17 protein-coding genes are annotated in these 17987 nt (G+C 48.2%); 5 read left to right on the top strand and 12 right to left on the bottom strand.

The window, feature by feature from the left end; translation table 11 throughout:
* Positions 1-62: 62 nt before the first annotated feature.
* From pyrF to gyrA, 9 genes are all read right to left on the bottom strand, one after another.
* Positions 63-773, bottom strand: a complete 711-nt coding sequence (gene pyrF, locus H6995_03915) for an orotidine-5'-phosphate decarboxylase (GenBank protein ID MCP5214140.1) — start codon at positions 771-773, stop codon at positions 63-65.
* A gap of 58 nt (positions 774-831) precedes the next feature.
* The gene (lapB, locus tag H6995_03910; GenBank protein MCP5214139.1) at positions 832-2010 is read right to left on the bottom strand and encodes a lipopolysaccharide assembly protein LapB; all 1179 of its coding nucleotides are present in this window, start codon (positions 2008-2010) and stop codon (positions 832-834) included.
* 11 nt (positions 2011-2021) lie between these two features.
* Positions 2022-2321 carry a LapA family protein gene (locus H6995_03905; GenBank protein MCP5214138.1) on the bottom strand — a complete coding sequence of 100 codons (300 nt, stop codon included), beginning with the start codon at positions 2319-2321 and terminating at the stop codon, positions 2022-2024.
* 221 nt (positions 2322-2542) lie between these two features.
* Positions 2543-2827, bottom strand: a complete 285-nt coding sequence (locus tag H6995_03900) for an integration host factor subunit beta (protein ID MCP5214137.1) — start codon at positions 2825-2827, stop codon at positions 2543-2545.
* A gap of 85 nt (positions 2828-2912) precedes the next feature.
* A complete protein-coding gene (gene rpsA, locus H6995_03895) occupies positions 2913-4604 on the bottom strand; it encodes a 30S ribosomal protein S1 (GenBank protein MCP5214136.1) in 1692 nt (563 codons plus the stop codon).
* A 136-nt stretch (positions 4605-4740) separates the two neighbouring features.
* Positions 4741-5439: a (d)CMP kinase gene (gene cmk, locus H6995_03890; GenBank protein ID MCP5214135.1), complete on the bottom strand. Its 699-nt coding sequence runs from the start codon at positions 5437-5439 to the stop codon at positions 4741-4743.
* Entirely contained in the window at positions 5436-7682 is a 2247-nt protein-coding gene (locus H6995_03885; GenBank protein MCP5214134.1) for a bifunctional prephenate dehydrogenase/3-phosphoshikimate 1-carboxyvinyltransferase, read from the bottom strand. The genes cmk and H6995_03885 overlap by 4 nt, the downstream gene beginning before the upstream one ends.
* 42 nt (positions 7683-7724) lie before the next feature.
* A complete protein-coding gene (gene pheA / locus H6995_03880; protein ID MCP5214133.1) occupies positions 7725-8834 on the bottom strand; it encodes a prephenate dehydratase in 1110 nt (369 codons plus the stop codon).
* A gap of 22 nt (positions 8835-8856) precedes the next feature.
* A complete protein-coding gene (gene gyrA, locus H6995_03875) occupies positions 8857-11442 on the bottom strand; it encodes a DNA gyrase subunit A (GenBank protein MCP5214132.1) in 2586 nt (861 codons plus the stop codon).
* Between the two features lie 294 nt (positions 11443-11736).
* Between gyrA and H6995_03870 the strand changes: the two genes are divergently transcribed.
* The 5 genes from H6995_03870 (at position 11737) to H6995_03850 (ending at position 16467) form a co-directional block, all read left to right on the top strand.
* Entirely contained in the window at positions 11737-13083 is a 1347-nt protein-coding gene (locus tag H6995_03870; protein ID MCP5214131.1) for a TRZ/ATZ family hydrolase, read from the top strand.
* A gap of 30 nt (positions 13084-13113) precedes the next feature.
* Entirely contained in the window at positions 13114-13860 is a 747-nt protein-coding gene (gene ubiG / locus H6995_03865) for a bifunctional 2-polyprenyl-6-hydroxyphenol methylase/3-demethylubiquinol 3-O-methyltransferase UbiG (GenBank protein MCP5214130.1), read from the top strand.
* A gap of 26 nt (positions 13861-13886) precedes the next feature.
* Positions 13887-14543 carry an HAD-IA family hydrolase gene (locus H6995_03860; GenBank protein MCP5214129.1) on the top strand — a complete coding sequence of 219 codons (657 nt, stop codon included), beginning with the start codon at positions 13887-13889 and terminating at the stop codon, positions 14541-14543.
* A 41-nt stretch (positions 14544-14584) separates the two neighbouring features.
* Complete coding sequence (locus H6995_03855; protein ID MCP5214128.1) at positions 14585-15325, top strand: YciK family oxidoreductase; 741 nt, start codon at positions 14585-14587, stop codon at positions 15323-15325.
* 227 nt (positions 15326-15552) lie between these two features.
* Positions 15553-16467 carry a GGDEF domain-containing protein gene (locus H6995_03850; protein ID MCP5214127.1) on the top strand — a complete coding sequence of 305 codons (915 nt, stop codon included), beginning with the start codon at positions 15553-15555 and terminating at the stop codon, positions 16465-16467.
* On the opposite strand, the gene H6995_03845 is transcribed toward H6995_03850, so the two are convergent.
* The 3 genes from H6995_03845 to tpx are packed head-to-tail and all read right to left on the bottom strand — an operon-like array spanning position 16464 to position 17949.
* Entirely contained in the window at positions 16464-16931 is a 468-nt protein-coding gene (locus tag H6995_03845) for a MaoC family dehydratase N-terminal domain-containing protein (GenBank protein ID MCP5214126.1), read from the bottom strand. The genes H6995_03850 and H6995_03845 overlap by 4 nt on opposite strands.
* Before the next feature lie 35 nt (positions 16932-16966).
* The gene (locus H6995_03840; protein ID MCP5214125.1) at positions 16967-17416 is read right to left on the bottom strand and encodes an acyl-CoA thioesterase; all 450 of its coding nucleotides are present in this window, start codon (positions 17414-17416) and stop codon (positions 16967-16969) included.
* Positions 17417-17442: 26 nt separating this feature from the next.
* A complete protein-coding gene (gene tpx / locus H6995_03835; protein MCP5214124.1) occupies positions 17443-17949 on the bottom strand; it encodes a thiol peroxidase in 507 nt (168 codons plus the stop codon).
* Positions 17950-17987 lie beyond the last annotated feature (38 nt).

Here is a 17987-nt window from a genome sequence, read left to right as displayed (position 1 = left end):
TAACAACACTCCTTTGTTGGTAATTTAAAGCTTGTCCATGCTAACAGGAGACTTTTGCCAGTTCAAGTTGAATCAATTGAAACCTCTTGCATGATGGCTTCTAAGGCTTGCAGTGGCTCGGGGCTTTGCGTAATGGGCCGACCAACAACCAGATAGTCACTGCCTTCACGGATAGCTTCTGACGGTGTCATCACCCGCTTTTGATCGCCTACTTCGGTATTAGCGGGCCGGATACCAGGTGTAACCAAGAGGAAATCATCGCCCATCAAGTTTCGTAACCGCCTGACCTCTTGAGAAGAACAGACCACACCATCGAGCCCGCAATTCTTTGTCAGCAGCGCAAGCCGCTCCACTAACTTTTCAGCACTAGTGTTAAAACCGATTTCCTCTAAATCCTTCGTTGCCAAGCTGGTCAGCGCGGTAACCGCTATCAAATAAGGCCTTCTACCGCTGCTACTGTCCAGCGCCGAACGGGCCGCTTCCATCATTGCCCGCCCACCCGATGCGTGCACATTGACCATCCAAACATCAAGTGCTGCTGCCGCTCGAACAGCCTGGGCGCAAGTGTTGGGGATATCATGAAACTTGAGGTCTAGAAATATCTCAAATCCCAACTCCCGAAGCGCCCTCACCAAAACCGGGCCGCAGCTCGTAAACAGTTCTTTTCCTACCTTTAAATGGCACTTGCTAGGATCCAACTGTCTGGCCAGCGTTAACGCTGCGTCAGCATAATGATAATCAAGAGCGACAATAATTTTTGTAGTGGTCATCATTAAGATACATCCCTGCTATCAAAAGCACCAATCTGAATAAAAGCCGTGGCCAATTTCATTACTCTCCCTCCTGCCCGTAAATAGGCTTAATTTTTCCCCATTGCTGGCACCCCGGGCACAACCAGACTAAGCTGCGGCCCGAATAACCGCAAACAGTACATCGATGTACGGGTTTCGTTTCAATGAGTTGCGCCGTAACACTACGTAATTCAGATAAATCCTCATTGCTCTGCCCTACTTTTGCCGAAGCCTCAATTTGCATATCAATTAAACGTAACAGCCCGCGTAATGACGGCCGAGATTTTAACTGCTCTTTGATCAACCGGTTCGCCTCCTGCTTTTGGCCCGCAATTCCCTGCAGTATATCGACAGCCGTGATCACCAGTGTAATTGAAGGGTTTTGCGCTATGCAATCCGTTAAATAGCTCATAAAAACGTCTTGTTTACCTAGCTGCTTATAGCAATGAGATAATTGTGGTATCGCCTCTGGCAAATAACTTATATCTTGATCTTTGACCCTTCGCAGCGCCTTGATTGCTTCCTTAAAATTACCCGCATCGGTTTCGATACGTCCTTTTAGCAAGCTTGCACGAACTGAATTTTGGTCATAGCTCAGAGCACGTTTTAATGCTCTGCGGGCAAGGTTTATTTCATTCTCTGCCAACGCTTCGAGGGCCTTCTCACAACTATAGTGTGCGAGAACGGGACGAATTTCTGCTGCTTTTCTCGGCAATAATACCAGTGCAGCCCCAATCGCTTTATCCCATTCTTTTTCACGCTGGTAAACTTGCATGAGCAACTCAGTGCTGCGCCATTTCACCTCTCCAGACTCTCGACTCAGCTCTTCAAGCAAACGTTCGGCGCGATCTAATAAGCCCGCCACCATATAATCATTTGCCAATTCAAACTGTATCAGTAATAACTTATCGCGCGGCAGGTCTGAACGCGCTAATAGGCCCTGGTGCAGATGTGTCGCTTTATCAACCTCGCCTCGAGTTCTAAACAGCCGTCCTAAAGCAAGATGAATATCGGCCGTATTTCCCTGAGGATCTAATGCGTTTAAAAACTTTTCGATGGACTCATCAGACTGCTCTTTAATAAAAATATCAAGCCCACCTAAATAGCCTTTAGAAAGCGCTAAACCACTGCGAGCCTTCCTCTTGCCTTGCTGAGAACCAAGCCACCAACCACAGCCGACGGCAACAAGCAATGCAGTTAATAGCAGTAAATCAGGCATCCCCGCACTCGCTATTCCCCTGGAGTTCCCGCTCGCAATTTCGCTAGCTGTCGATGACACTGTTCAAGTTGACGTTTCGAGATTAACAGTTGCGCTTTTTGTTTTGCAGCCAAAATTGAACTTAGCAATAAACTCAACCCAACCCCAAAGGCAAAGGCTATAACCATCCAAACCGATAAGCTGGCCTCTGGCAAGGTAAAAAACACCAGGGATAAAGGTACTTCCGACGTGTTTTCAACTCGAAATAGAAGACTCCAATAAAAGACTGTAATTAAAATTAAAGCTGTTACGATGCGCTTAATCCATCTCATAGCAAACCTTTATTTTTTGATGAAAGCCACCCCTGTAAAGCAGAGCCAATCTTACTAAAACACAGTCGTCTGCTATTTTACAGACCAGTAGGCGAACATGCGTCACAAAAAGCGCATATAACAAAACGGCACGCCAATAAGCGTGCCGTTTAGGTCTATCAAGTATCCACTTTTCGAGACTATTTTGCTAGGCCAAATGCAGCGTACCCAGCAGACAGAGTCTACTTACTGACATCTACCTGCTCTCGCAGCTCCTTACCCGGCTTGAAGTGGGGCACATACTTACCCGACAACTGCACTGAATCTCCCGTTTTTGGGTTACGGCCAGTACGTGGTGATCGGTAGTGCAACGAGAAACTCCCGAAGCCACGAATCTCAATACGCTCACCGCTAGACAAACTATGAGCCATCATGTCTAAAATCGCCTTGACCGCCAATTCTACATCTCTCACCGACAGCTGCGATTGCTTAGCCACAATATACTCTATCAATTCAGACTTCGTCATAGCTTCTTCCTGATACCTGTTTCGTAGAATACCAATAGTATAAACCAGAATAGACTGCTTAACCCAACGGGTTAAGCATTTCTATTTACTCGCTATCCTGACCTTGGTTTTCCATTTGCGCTTTGATCAACTCACCAATAGTGGTAGGTCCAGCACGCTCAGCAGGACGTTGGCGCATTTCCTTCATCGCCGTTTTCTCTTCCTCTACATCTTTGGCTTTAATCGACAGACTGATGGTACGGTTCTTACGGTCAACATTGACAATTTTACATTCAACCTGATCACCTTCCTTCACTGCCTCACGGGCATCATCGAGCTTCTCACGGCTAATTTCTGATACTTTAAGCGTACCTTCAACACCTTCCGCCAACTCAATAGTGACCAGTTTAGTATCAACCACTTTAGCGGTACCAGTGACGATGCTGCCCTTATCGCTAACTGCAACGAATTCTGCGAATGGATCGTTATCCAATTGCTTGATGCCTAAAGAAATACGCTCTCTTTCAGGATCAATTGACAGGATAACGGTTTCAATTTCATCGCCTTTCTTAAAGCTACGCACCGCTTCTTCACCGGTATCATTCCATGAGATGTCCGACATGTGCACCAGACCATCAATACCACCATCCAGGCCGATGAAAATGCCAAAATCAGTAATAGATTTGATGGTGCCAGAAATTTTTGTTCCCTTGGCATGGCCCGCAGCAAATTCTTCCCATGGATTAGGCACACATTGTTTCACACCCAGAGATATACGACGACGTTCTTCGTCGATATCCAGGATCATCACTTCAATTTCTTCACCCGCTTGTACGAGCTTTGAAGGATGCACGTTTTTATTAGTCCAATCCATTTCGGAAACGTGAATCAAGCCTTCGATACCTTCTTCAATCTCCGCAAAACAGCCGTAATCAGTAAGGTTAGTCACTCGCGCCTTGACCTTGGTATTTTCAGGATAACGCGCTTTGATTTCACCCCATGGATCGTCGCCCAGCTGTTTCAGGCCTAGGGATACTCGGTTCTTCTCTTTGTCGAATTTCAATACCTTAACTTTGATCTCATCGCCAATAGCAACGATTTCGCTCGGATGCTTAATCCGTTTCCAGGCCATATCGGTAATGTGCAACAGACCGTCAACACCACCCAAATCAACAAAGGCGCCGTAATCGGTAAGGTTTTTCACGATACCGTCGACACTCATGCCCTCTTCCAGCGTCGCCAGAAGTTGATCACGATCAGCACTGTTTTCTTTCTCTAGTACTGCACGGCGTGAGACTACGACGTTATTGCGTTTTTGGTCTAGCTTGATAACCTTAAACTCAAGCGCTTTACCTTCAAGGTGAATCGGCTCGCGAATCGGTCGAACATCGACCAAAGAACCCGGCAAAAAGGCGCGCACTTCATTTAAATCGACAGTAAAGCCGCCTTTTACTTTGCCATTGATCACACCGGTAACCATTTCGCCCGCTTCATAGGCTTTTTCCAGCACTTCCCAAGACTCGGCGCGGCGGGCTTTTTCACGGGAAAGACGGGTTTCACCGAACCCATCTTCTAAACTTTCCAGGGCAACTCGTACTTCATCGCCAACATTTAACTCTAATTCACCGGATTCAGTGATAAATTGATTCCGCGGAATAAATCCTTCTGATTTTAGGCCCGCATTAACGGTGACCCAATCGTTATCTATCGCTACCACAACCCCAGAAATAATGGAGCCTGGTTTCATTTCAACTGACTTTAAACTTTCTTCAAATAGGTCTGCAAAGCTCTCGCTCATCATATTTACCTGTATCATTACGACATAAATGACGACTAACCGCCACTTACTTAACCATGCATCCAGCTATCTGCATGGGTCTATTGGTCAATGCCCAGACGCGCACAGCTGGTTTAATTGCGCTATCCAGACCATCTTAAATAGTGCTGATTAAGACTTTTTTCTTCACCTCAATCATCACCCGTTCAAATACTTCTTCAATCCCGAGATTCGTACTATCCAACACTAGAGAATCGGGGGCAGGCCGCAGTGGTGAAACGCTCCGATTCGCGTCTCTTTCATCGCGTTTTTGGATATCCTCGAAAAGATCGCGAAGGCTAACATCAAAACCCTTTTCTTTCAACTGGTTATGACGCCTTTTTGCTCGTTCCCCAGCACTTGCCGTTAAAAACACCTTAACCGCCGCATCGGTGAAAACCACCGTGCCCATATCGCGCCCATCGGCTACTAATCCTGGCACCTCCCTGAATGCTCTTTGCCTTTCCAACAACGCCGCTCGAACCTTGGCAAAAGCCGCAACTATCGAGGCATTGTTACCACAGCCCTCCTCGCGAATATCCTCGCTGACATCCTCACCTTCTAAGATGACGCGACAAACGGGTGTATCAGTCACCGCTAAAAACTGCACATCCAAATGAGCAGCCAAAACCTCTAAAGCAACTTCATCCGTCATTTGTACTGCATGCCATTCAGCGGCCAGAGCGAGTACGCGGTAAAGTGCCCCGCTATCCAATAAATGCCAACCCAACTCCTTTGCCAACAAATAACTAATAGTTCCCTTACCAGAACCACCAGGCCCGTCAATAGTAATCACTGGTACTAAATTTTCTGTCATGCGTTTTTTGCTTCCCGAATCTGCATACCTACGCGGTTCGCCAATTCCACAAAATTGGGAAAAGAGGTGGCGACGTTGGCACAGTTACGAATGACAATCTCTCCGCTCGCCATCAACGCGGCTACCGAAAATGCCATCGCAATACGATGATCACCATGACTATCCACCATTCCACCCTTTATAACACCACCCTTAATCCGCATACCATCAGGGGTAGGCTGTGCATCAACCCCCAGCGCCACTAGGCCATCAGCCATCACCTGAATGCGATCACTTTCCTTCACTCTTAACTCTTCAGCGCCCTCTAATACAGTCGTGCCTTCAGCGCAGGCTGCCGCAATAAACAATACGGGAAACTCATCAATTGCCAAGGGTACTTGATCCTGCGGGATAGCAATTGCTCGTAACGGGGCGTAGCGCACTCGAATATCTGCGACGGGCTCACCGCCAGCGATACGGGTGCTTAAAAATTCAATATCGGCACCCATCTGCTGTAAGATATTTATTACGCCTGTGCGCGTAGGGTTGATGCCGACATGCTCCAGGGTCAAATCAGATCCTGGCACAATACTCGCTGCCACTAAAAAAAACGCCGCCGATGAGATATCCGCCGGGACATCGATAGCACCACCTTTGAGCGTCCCACCACCCTGCAAGCTAATTTCCCGTTGCGTGTCCGACAGTTGTTTAATATTTACTTTATAACCAAACCCCGTCAGCATTCGTTCGGTATGATCTCTGGTAGGTGCGGGTTCTATTACGGTGGTAATGCCTTGTGCATATAGGCCCGCCAATAATAGGCTAGATTTTACCTGCGCACTGGCAACCGGCATATCATAGTGAATGCCATGAATTGTACTGCCGCCTTTAATCCTCATCGGAGGTTTACCCGCTTGGGTGTCAATGATGGCCCCCATTTCACGCAGAGGTTTTGCCACTCGCTCCATTGGTCGAGCGGAAAGGGACTCATCCCCAGTTAATTCAACCGTAAAGGATTGAGCCGAGAGTAAACCTGCTAGCAGCCGCATGGAGGTGCCTGAATTACCTAAATAAAGCGCGCCCGGAGATTTTTTCAGACCATGTAATCCAACACCATAGATTTTCACCTTGCCCTGGTGCGGCCCTTCGATAACCACACCCATGTCACGAAAGGCTTGCAGTGTTGCCAGGCTATCTTCGCCTTCCAAAAATCCTGTAACCTCGGTTTCACCCTCGGCGATCGCGCCCAACATAATAGAACGATGAGAAATAGATTTGTCGCCCGGCACACGAATACTGCCGCTGAGGGGACGGCCTTGCTTGGCAAAAAAGGTGGTATCGCTTGCTGTCATAGACTCTACATAGGCCCGATGAGCCAATAATTTAGTGAAATGATCGCGCGCTGCTTTGGCGCGGGTAAAAATGCCCATCATGGCTTTGCTGTCTTGTTGCTCTAGCGCAACCCGCAACTCAGCCACTCCTTGCGAAAACTTATCCAGACTATGTAGCACCGCCTGCCGATTGGCCAGAAAAATATCATGCCACATGGTCGGATCACTGGATGCAATACGGGTAAAATCTCGAAAACCACCAGCGGCGTAACGGAAAATCTCCTGATTTTCATCTTGCTTAGCCAGGGTATCCACCAACGAATAGGCTAATAAATGCGGCAGATGGCTGGTCGCTGCTAATATCTGGTCATGCTGCTGCACATCCATTTCTAACACTTGAGCCCCGACGGCTTGCCATAACTCTTGGACCATGGCTAACGCATGCGCCGAAGTGTTGGGCAAAGGCGTTAAAATAACTTTGTGCCGTTGATAAAGTGCTGCATCAACTGCATCAATACCACTTTTCTCTGAGCCGGCAATGGGATGTCCCGGCACAAAGTTATCCGGTACGGTTTTAAACACTTGCTGCAGCGCCTCAACAACGATGCCCTTTGCGCTACCGGCATCGGTCACCACAGTTTGCTCACCCAGTACATCAGCAATCTGTCTTAAAACTTTTTCGATACTCAGTACAGGGGTCGCAATCACCACCAGATCAGCATCCACCACGGCATCTTTAGGATCAAGCGCATAAGAATCAATTACCCCCAGCTCAACTGCCCGCTTTAGGTTAAACTCATTGCGGCCCACACCAATGACGGTCTTCGCTGCTCCGACATGACGTGCAGCCTTCGCCAGTGAGCCGCCAATCAGCCCAATACCAATAATAACCAATCGGTTCAGGGGTAATGATGAAATAATTTCTTGAGTCATAGAACTGCGAGATATTGGCTACTATAAAATACCGCTTACGCGCTAAAGCACGGCAATGGGGTAAGAACCGAGCAGTTTGAGTTCGGCCGCTTCGTCGGCAATCTTATCCAATACCGTCTTGATCTTTGGATCCTGATAATGCCCTTCAAAATCGACAAAAAAAACATAAGTCCAGGTGCCGGTACGCGAAGGCCTAGTTTCCACCCGGGTCAACATAATGCCTGCTTCCTGAAATGGCTTAAGCACTAAATACAGAGCACCGGGTTTATTACGCATGGCAATAATCACGGAGGTTTTATCGCTACCACTGGCCGCGACTGATTGCTGTCCGACAATTAAGAATCGCGTTGCGTTATCCGGCTCGTCTTCGATATTCATCACCAGTTTATTGAGGTGATAAGTTTCTGCCGCCATATCGCCTGCAATCGCTGCCGTCAACTCCGACTCGTCGCTATCTGCCACCAGTCGTGCGGCTTCAGCATTGCTGCCAACGCTAATACGCTCAGCATTTGGCATGTGCGTATTCAACCATTTCCGGCACTGGGCCAAAGATTGTTCATGCGAATAAATACGTTTTATGTTACCGATCGTCAGATCCCGCTTAACCAGAAGATGATGATGAATGCGTAATTCAACCTCTCCACAAATTTTCAACGAAGACTTCATAAAACTATCAAGCGTCGAATTCACCATACCTTCAGTGGAGTTCTCTACCGGCACCACACCATAATTGGCAGTACCCGATTCCACTTCTCTAAATACGTCATCAATAGCCGCCAAGGGGGCGCTAACCACGGAATGGCCAAAGTGTTTAAGCGCCGCAGCCTGAGTAAATGTCCCTTCTGGCCCCAGAAAAGCAATTCGTAGCGGCTGCTCCATCGCCAGACAGACCGACATCACTTCCCGAAAGATGCGGGCCATTTCTTCGTCCGCTACCGGCCCGGTATTACGCGCCATGATTTCCCGCAGCACCTGCGCCTCACGTTCAGGACGGTAGAATACCGTTGTTTCCTTCTTGGCGTTCATCTTCACTTCTGCGACCTGCTGTGCGCAGCTTGCTCGCGCATTGATCAGACGCTGAATTTCAGCATCAATTTGATCAATCTGCTGACGTATTTGACTCAGTTGTTGTTCAGAATCAGCTTTACTCATATAGCTTCGTTCTAATTACCCGTTATTCTGTCGCGTTCGCGTCGTCACTGACGACGCCCTCAGCTGCATTTTCATCTTCTTCAGGCTCTTCGATACGCTCCACACCGACCAGCTTTTCATCTGCACTGACTTTAATCAAAGTGACGCCCTGAGTATTTCTGCCCAACACTGAAATTTCATCGGTACGCGTGCGCACCAGCGTTCCTTTATTACTGATCAACATAATTTCATCGCCATCCACAACCGGCACCGCACCCACCAGTTCACCGTTACGCTTACTGGTTTGCATGGCGATGACGCCGGACCCACCGCGATTATGCACTGGGAACTCTTCCATGTCAGTACGTTTACCGTACCCCTTCGCACTCACACAAAGTACTCGTACATTTTCTTCTGGAATAATCAGTGATATTACCCGCTGCCCTCCTTTTAGACGAATACCACGTACACCGCGGGCTGTTCGCCCCATCGGCCTCACATCGGCTTCGTTGAAACGCACCGCTTTACCGGAATTACTACACAGCATAATATCTTTGTTGCCATCGGTAATCGCAGCACCAATCAGCGTATCATCTTCATTGAGATCAACTGCAATCAAACCGGAGCTGCGCTGTCGTGCAAAATTCATCAATGCAGTTTTTTTCACAGTACCACTCGCCGTTGCCATAAAGATGAAGTGATTCTCGGTATACTCGTGCACTGGCAATACGGTAGTAATGCGTTCATCTTCTGCTAACGGCAATAAATTCACCATCGGTCGCCCCTTGGCGGTTCTGCTCGCCACCGGTATCTGGTACACCTTCAGCCAATATACTTTGCCTCGATTCGAGAAGCACAGAATAGTGTCGTGCGTACTGGCAACCAAAATGTGTTCGACAAAATCCTCATCTTTCACCGCTGCCGCCATCTTACCTTTCCCGCCACGACGCTGCGCCTGGTAGGTATCGACTGGCTGAGTCTTAGCATAGCCGCCATGCGACAGGGTAACCACCATATCCTCTTCTGTAATCAAGTCTTCCAAAGTCAGGTCTTGCTGGCTATGCATAATTTCTGTGCGCCGTTCGTCGCCAAACTGCTCTTTGACCTCCTCCAGCTCTTCACGGATCACCTGCATCAAACGCTCACGACTTTCCAATATTTCGAGCAACCCAGTGATTCGGTCTATCAGCTCTTTATACTCGGCAACCAGTTTTTCCTGCTCCAGACCCGTCAAACGATGTAAACGTAAATCTAGAATGGCTTGCGCCTGTTCCGGGCTCAGATAGTATTTGCCATCACGATAGCCATACTGAGGCTCCAGCGTGTCAGGCCGGCAAACATCCGCTCCAGACCGCTCCAGCATGTCCATTACCGCGCCAGGAGCCCAGGCTTCCGCCAATAATTTTTCCTTCGCTTCTGCAGAACTAGGCGAGGCTTTAATCAATGCGATAACCGGGTCGATATTGGACAGCGCCACTGCCTGCCCTTCCAAAATATGCCCCCGTTCACGCGCTTTACGTAATTCATAGATAGTACGCCGTGTCACTACCTCACGGCGATGGCGTACAAAAGCATTGAGTAATTGCTTGAGATTAAGCGTTTTTGGTTGCCCATCCACCAGCGCCACAACGTTGATACCAAACACGTTTTGCATCTGGGTTTGCGCATACAAATTATTCAGTATCACTTCCGGCACTTCACCACGGCGTAACTCAATAACAATGCGCATACCATCCTTGTCGGACTCATCTCGTAACTCTGAAATACCCTGCAGCTGCTTTTCTTTGACCAGGTCAGCAATTTTTTCGATCAAGCGCGCCTTATTCACCTGATAAGGTAACTCCGTCACCACCAGGGTGTGCTTGCCGCTTTTGTCGTCAGTTTCAATATGGTGTCGTGCCCGCAAATAGATACGCCCACGCCCGGTACGATAGGCCTCGACGATACCGGCGCGACCATTAATAAAAGCCGCCGTCGGAAAATCAGGTCCGGGAATATGCTCCATTAATTCCATCAGCTCGATATCGGGGTTATCCATGATGGCCAGACAACCGTTAATCACTTCGGTTAAATTGTGTGGTGGGATATTGGTCGCCATACCAACCGCTATACCGGAGGAACCATTAACCAATAAATTGGGAATACGGGTGGGCATGACCTCCGGAATCATTTCCGTGCCATCATAGTTAGGCACATAATCCACGGTTTCTTTATCCAGATCGGCCAAGATCTGATGAGAAATTTTGTCCATGCGAATTTCGGTGTATCGCATCGCCGCTGCCGAGTCACCATCCACCGAACCAAAGTTACCCTGCCCGTCCACCAGCATGTAGCGCATAGAGAAGGGCTGCGCCATGCGTACGATGGTGTCATAGACGGCAGTATCACCATGCGGGTGATATTTACCAATCACATCACCCACCACCCGTGCTGATTTTTTATAAGGCTTATTGAAATCGTTGCCCAACACGCTCATCGCGAATAACACCCGACGATGCACAGGTTTCAACCCATCGCGCACATCCGGCAAAGCCCGCCCGACAATTACGCTCATTGCATAATCGAGATAAGATTGCTTCAGCTCGTTTTCGATATTGACGGGTAAAATTTCTTTGGCTAACTCGCCCATAGAGGTCGGTATCCTGTTCCACTGATTCTTTTTAATATCCGGCTAGTAATTAGCCGATGGAAGCGGCCCACAAGTCTCAATCCGGGCCAGCTCAAAAGGAAGCGATTCTAGCATAGAAAGCGTTAAGATTTCATAATAGCCTGCGCTAAAAACTGAAATATCAAGATGCTGTTGGCATCCGTCGTCACAGGAAGTCCTGAACAGCATATTCACAAGTCTGCTGGACAGAATAATCCCCAGATGAAACAATCGCTCGCTGCCATTCCAGAAGAGCAACCAAATACGCTAACCGCAATGCCAAAGCAAACAGTCGACAATCTAATTCATGCCAAATGGGTGATCCCAGTCAACCCCAGCAACCGGATTTTAGTCAATCACGCCATTGCCATTAAGCAAGGGGTGATTTTGGATATTCTCGATTCCACCCAGGCGGAAAAAACCTATAAATCCAGTAAAACCTATCGGTTGGATTCTCACGCATTGATTCCAGGTCTGATCAATGCCCACGGCCATGCCAGCATGACGCTATTCCGAGGCTTGGCTGATGATCTACCCTTAATGAGCTGGCTGAACAATCATATCTGGCCCGCCGAACGACGCTGGGTTAGTGAAGAATTTGTCGCTGACGGCACGGAACTGGCAATTGCGGAAATGCTACTCAGCGGCACCACCTGTTTCAGCGATATGTACTTTTATCCCAATGTAGTCGCAAAAATGGCTCATAAGCATAAAATACGCGCGCATATCATGATGCCCATTCTCGAATTTCCCAGTGCCTGGGCCGAAAATGCAGAAGAATACATACACAAGGGCCTAACGATTCACGATGATTATCGGCACCATGATTTGATTAATATCGGCTTTGGGCCGCACGCTCCCTATACTGTATCGGACGAATCTTTGGAACGAATCAGAATGCTCTCGGATGAGTTGGATGCGTTTATTCATATTCACCTGCATGAAACCAGCCATGAAATAGAAGAATCAATACGCCAGTTCGGTGAACGCCCCTTGCAACGTCTCCATAGGCTTGGCCTGCTGTCACCACGGCTGCAATGTGTTCACATGACACAAATTAACGACGACGACATACAGCTGTTAAAGGAAAATGGCTGCCACGTCGTGCATTGTCCTGAATCAAACCTGAAACTGGCTAGCGGTTTCTGCCCCATCACTCAGTTAAACGAGGCAGGTATTAATGTAGCGCTTGGCACCGATGGCGCGGCCAGCAACAATGATCTGGATATGCTCGGTGAAGCCAAAACAGCAGCGCTTCTCGCCAAGGGAGTATCACAGAACGCCACATCAATTCCTGCTCATCAAGCGTTACGCATGGCAACCTATAATGGCGCGAAAGCCTTGGGTTTAGAGGCCAGCATTGGCAGTCTGGAGCCCAACAAAAGCGCCGACATGATAGCCATCGATCTAAGCCATCTTATCGACCAGCCGATCTACGATCCTATCTCACACCTCATCTACAACGGCTGCGGCCAAAAAGTGTCACATGTCTGGGTTAAGGGTAAAATGCTAGTAGATCAAGGCGAACTGATATCGATCGATATCAAAACACTGCAGTTTAAAGTATCCCAATGGCGCGACAAAATCAGAATCGCCGAGAACCAACAAAGTATGAGTTTTTAGCGACGCATAACTTTTGATAGGTAACAATCAATGCCAAAAATCCAAGCTAAAATCCAACCTGTCCGCAGCGAAAATGTTGATCGCGCCGAAATAGCCAAGTTTGAGGCTATCGCCAACCGTTGGTGGGATGCCGAAAGCGAGTTCAAGCCGCTGCACCAAATCAACCCGCTTAGACTTAACTTTATCGATCAAATTGTACAATTAAGCGGCAAAAAAGTGCTCGATGTAGGTTGTGGGGGCGGTATTCTTTCCGAGTCTATGGCTGAGCGAGGTGCTCAAGTGACCGGCATTGATATGGGCGAAACACCCATCAACGTGGCAAAACTTCACAGTTTGGAATCCGGCACGAAGGTCGAGTACTTACAAATCAGCGCCGAATCCCTCGCCGAGCAACGCGCTAATAGCCCCGATCAGCAGTTTGATGTCATCACCTGTTTGGAAATGCTCGAGCATGTTCCTGATCCCAGCTCGGTCATCAATGCCTGCGCGAGCATGCTCAAACCCGGCGGACACTTGTTCCTCTCTACCATTAACCGTAACCCTAAAGCCTATATGTTCGCCATCGTGGGAGCGGAGTACGTACTCAAACTACTACCACGCGGCACTCATGATTACGCAAAGTTTATTCGACCATCTGAGCTTGCGACCTGGGTCAGAGAGGCCCAGCTAGACCTACAGCAAATGATAGGGCTCGTTTACAACCCCCTCACGCAGCACTATAAACTGGCGGACGATGTCGATGTGAATTACATGATGCATGCGACCAAAGCCGAATGAACCATAAACCAACGTCACTCGCCAACCTGAAGGCAGTGCTTTTCGATTTGGATGGCACGTTGCTCGACACGGCCCAAGATCTCGCACAAGCACTTAATAGACTTTTGCAACAGGAAGGCAAGCCTACGCTTGCTTACGAGCAAATTCGCCAAGTCGTTTCAAATGGCGGCAACGCAATGGTGTCATTGGGTTTTAGCACCAGCCCAGGTACTGCGGAACATCAGGCACTTTATCAAAGACTACTGGATATCTACGAACAACAGCTCACAGCGCAGACCGCCCCCTTTCCCGGTATCACAGCGTTATTAGCTACGCTTGGTCAGTTTGGTCTGCCTTGGGGAGTGGTGACGAATAAACCAAGTCTTTACTCGGTGCCGATCATGGCGCAAATGAATCTCGAACCACCCTGTTCAGCATTGGTCTGCGCCGATCAAGTAGCCGAGCGAAAACCACATCCTGAATCAATGTTGCTGGCGTGCCAACAGCTTGGTTGCCCCCCCGAACAAGCTCTCTATGTGGGCGACCACCAGCGTGATATTGAGGCCGGTCGTAACGCTGGTATGATTACTGTCGCGGCATTATACGGCTATATCGAGGCCAACGATGACCCTCAGAGCTGGGATGCGGATTACTACATTAACCACCCAGACGAATTAACTGAATTGCTTCATAACTATTTATAGTGGCTTATCACTTCTCCATACAGGACTATATTTTGACTGCAATACGTGACTACCAACCTAGCAAAGAACTATTAAAAAGCCGTGTCATTCTCGTTACTGGGGCAGGTGATGGGATCGGACGCGTAGCCGCTAAAACCTTTGCTGAATACGGAGCAACCGTTATATTACTGGGCCGTACCAGCAAAAAATTGGAGGCCGTGTATGATGAGATCGTCGCACAGGGTTCGCCACAACCTTTGATTCACCCTCTCGACCTTGAACTTGCCACTCCCGATGATTATGACTTGCTCGCCAGCGCTATCAGCGACGAACTGGGGCGACTAGACGGAGTTTTGCACAACGCCAGTATTCTTGGTAAAAGAACACCTATCGCCAATTACGACATCAATAGCTGGTGTCAGGTGATGCACGTCAATGTCACCGCGCAGTTTATGCTGACCCAGGCGCTGCTGCCGCTCCTAGAAAAGTCCGAGGATGCCTCTATTATCTTCACCTCCTCTGGAGTCGGTCGCAAAAGCCGTGCATTCTGGGGTGCCTATGCCGTTTCCAAATTCGCCACAGAAGGCTTAATGGAAACACTGGCTGACGAGTTGGATGGTGTCACCAATATTCGCGTGAACTGCATAAACCCTGGGGCTACCCGTACCCGCATGAGAGCTCAGGCCTACCCCGCCGAAGATGTAAAACTCAACCCCTACCCAGAGCAGATTATGGGCACCTATCTTTACCTGATGGGGCCAGACAGTAAAACAGTACAAGGCCAGTCACTTAACGCGCAATAAAGTCCTGATGTGTGGCGACAATATTTTGTCGCCACACATCAGGACTGCTCGTCTGCGAAACGAAAATTTCTGTCAAACTATTGACAATACATCTATCCATTTGTTTTTTATGATTATTTTCTAGCATAAAAAGCTGGCACAAAATTCGCAATACCTCCTTAGACGTAACATTTAGCACTTCACACAACAATCGTTTTCGCTAAATCAGGATGGATAAAGGAATCAATATGGCCAGCTCGCTACACAGTGACAACGTTTTTAATCTCACCCAAAGATTAGAACCGGCTCGCGCCCAGTTCTCCGAAAAGCAAATGAAGAAGCGCGAGATGTTACTTAGCCTGACACGCGACCTGCAAACCTCTTTGGAAATCGATGAAATCTTACCTTTATTTCTAAATCGATTGCGTACGCTGATACCTGTTGACGGCCTAAGTTACACCCAGAGTGATTCCTCAATTCGATTTACTTCTGCCATTCAGGGTAAGCATAAAATCAGTTACCAACTCAACGCTGATCAGGGAGACTTAGGCACCCTGGTATTCACACGCCACCGCCCCTATCAGCAAAAAGAACTAGACGTGTTAGAAAACCTAATGCCATGCCTGCTCTATCCATTGCGTAATTCTTTGAAATATCATCAGGCAGTAACCGCCGCCTCTACCGACGCCTTAACCCAGTGCGGAAATCGACAAGCTCTCGACTCGGCATTGCACAGGGAAATCGATTTAGCCCAGCGCGACCAAATACCATTGTCGGTGATTCTATTCGATTTTGATCACTTTAAGCAGATCAATGATAAACTCGGGCATCAGGGCGGCGATCAGGTTCTCAAACTTGCTTGCGCGAACATTCAAAACAGTATGCGAAAAACTGATTTACTGTTTCGCTATGGCGGTGAAGAGTTTTTAATTCTGTTACACAAAACCGACCAAGAAGGCGCGCTTAAAATCGCTGAAAAAATTCGTGAGCAGATAGCAACCGCTGATATGAACTTTAAAGACCAGCCCGTTGCCGTAACCATCAGCCTAGGCGTAGCGACACTGGCAGAATACGACGGCATCAGCTCATTAATAGAGCGTGCCGATAAAGCCCTTTATAACGCCAAGCGGCGAGGCCGAAATCAAGTTTGTTTTGGCAGCTAGGCTGGCCTACAGCGCATAAACCAAGTCGAAGAAAGCTGCGAAACCAGCTCTTCGCCACGCAGAATCCGGTTATCGAGCTTGATCATGCCCTCGTGATCCCGGCTTTTGAGTTGCCGTGCTTCGGTTATTTCCGTTTCTGAGCGCAACACATCGCCCGCATAAACCGGCTTAAACCAACGGATACTATCCCAGCCCGGCGATACAATGATCTGGGCATTGGGAAAGGCATCCTTACTCATTCTGCGCCAGATCGCTGATATTTGTGGCCCTGAGGCGATAACCCCATCCCAACCTAACGCTCTTGCTTTGATTTCATCCAGATGGAATGGCTCTGGATCATAAAGACGCGCAAATGCTAGCATATCCTCTATTTTCATTTCCCAGCAACCATACTCAAAGCGGTCGCCTAGAGAAAAATCCTCTAACCATTGATGATTCAGAAATGGCGCTGATATTGTCTTCATTGTTCCCCCATCATTGACACCGACCTTAGCACCACTCACAAAGGCTTAAAGATACGCCCCAACGGTTTACGATAAACATCTGGTATAGGCTGACTTTTGAGTTTATCCGCATCTATACAGGTGGTCTTGGTTTTTGCGTCAACACAAATAACACCATTGACATCAAATACATAACGAATACCCAACGAGCTGCGGCCCAGATGAAAACAGGTAACCTTGATCACCGGACGGTCGCCAAATCGCAGCGGAGCGCGAAAATCAATTTCTGTATGCACCATTGGGAAGGCGATACGCTTTTCCTGAATTAACAGATAATAGCGCTCGCCAATATATTCTTCCCAAAGATTTTCAAAGGCCTCATGGATAAAGTTATTAATCCGCGGATAATAAGCAATTCCCGCCGGATCAACATCACCGAAGCGTACCAGCCGCCGCGTAATAAAGACTTCACCGCCGCCTTGCTGTGACTGCTCAGAATTCAACATGTTCGTTGCCTTTGACATCCTCCTGGTTAACTCGCTGCTTTCAATGCTGCAATCGCCGCTTCATAGTTTGGTTCCTGTGTGATTTCAGGCACCAATTCGGAATAAGCCACTTTGCCCGAAGAATCTATCACGACCACCGCACGTGCACATAGGCCGCGCAAAGGACCTTCAGTCAGCAAGACACCGTAATCTTTCGCAAATTTACGGGTACGCAACATTGATAGGGCGACAACATCTGGCAAACCTTCAGTGGTGCAAAACCGTCCTTGCGCAAAAGGCAGGTCCATCGAAACCACCAATACTTTGGCATTATCAACGCTCGATGCTAAACGATGAAATTCGCGCGTGGAGGATGCACAGACTGGCGTATCCAAACTCGGCACTATATTGATGAGACGTTTGCCTGGGAAATCCGCTAAACCACGGTCTGCCAGATCCGTCGCTACCAATTCAAAATCCGGCGCGACACTACCGACCGCTGGCAAATCACCATACGTATTTATTGCTGTTCCTTTAAAAGTCACTGTTGCCATAACTATTCCTCTTTTGTTGAGTTCAGATTAAAAATGTC

Source organism: Pseudomonadales bacterium (genome assembly GCA_024234615.1).
Lineage (GTDB): Bacteria > Pseudomonadota > Gammaproteobacteria > Pseudomonadales > IMCC2047 > JAJFKB01.
Note: the sequence above shows the minus strand (reverse complement) of the source record. Positions and strands in the feature narration are given on the sequence as shown.

Excerpts from the sequence above, each read along its gene's own strand:
- pyrF (MCP5214140.1), bottom strand. The coding sequence starts at position 773 with ATGATGACCACTACAAAAATTATTGTCGCTCTTGATTATCATTATGCT.
- lapB (MCP5214139.1), bottom strand. The coding sequence starts at position 2,010 with ATGCCTGATTTACTGCTATTAACTGCATTGCTTGTTGCCGTCGGCTGT.
- H6995_03905 (MCP5214138.1), bottom strand. The coding sequence starts at position 2,321 with ATGAGATGGATTAAGCGCATCGTAACAGCTTTAATTTTAATTACAGTC.
- H6995_03900 (MCP5214137.1), bottom strand. The coding sequence starts at position 2,827 with ATGACGAAGTCTGAATTGATAGAGTATATTGTGGCTAAGCAATCGCAG.
- rpsA (MCP5214136.1), bottom strand. The coding sequence starts at position 4,604 with ATGAGCGAGAGCTTTGCAGACCTATTTGAAGAAAGTTTAAAGTCAGTT.
- cmk (MCP5214135.1), bottom strand. The coding sequence starts at position 5,439 with ATGACAGAAAATTTAGTACCAGTGATTACTATTGACGGGCCTGGTGGT.
- H6995_03885 (MCP5214134.1), bottom strand. The coding sequence starts at position 7,682 with ATGACTCAAGAAATTATTTCATCATTACCCCTGAACCGATTGGTTATT.
- pheA (MCP5214133.1), bottom strand. The coding sequence starts at position 8,834 with ATGAGTAAAGCTGATTCTGAACAACAACTGAGTCAAATACGTCAGCAG.
- gyrA (MCP5214132.1), bottom strand. The coding sequence starts at position 11,442 with ATGGGCGAGTTAGCCAAAGAAATTTTACCCGTCAATATCGAAAACGAG.
- H6995_03870 (MCP5214131.1), top strand. The coding sequence starts at position 11,737 with ATGCCAAAGCAAACAGTCGACAATCTAATTCATGCCAAATGGGTGATC.
- ubiG (MCP5214130.1), top strand. The coding sequence starts at position 13,114 with ATGCCAAAAATCCAAGCTAAAATCCAACCTGTCCGCAGCGAAAATGTT.
- H6995_03850 (MCP5214127.1), top strand. The coding sequence starts at position 15,553 with ATGGCCAGCTCGCTACACAGTGACAACGTTTTTAATCTCACCCAAAGA.
- H6995_03845 (MCP5214126.1), bottom strand. The coding sequence starts at position 16,931 with ATGAAGACAATATCAGCGCCATTTCTGAATCATCAATGGTTAGAGGAT.
- H6995_03840 (MCP5214125.1), bottom strand. The coding sequence starts at position 17,416 with ATGTTGAATTCTGAGCAGTCACAGCAAGGCGGCGGTGAAGTCTTTATT.
- tpx (MCP5214124.1), bottom strand. The coding sequence starts at position 17,949 with ATGGCAACAGTGACTTTTAAAGGAACAGCAATAAATACGTATGGTGAT.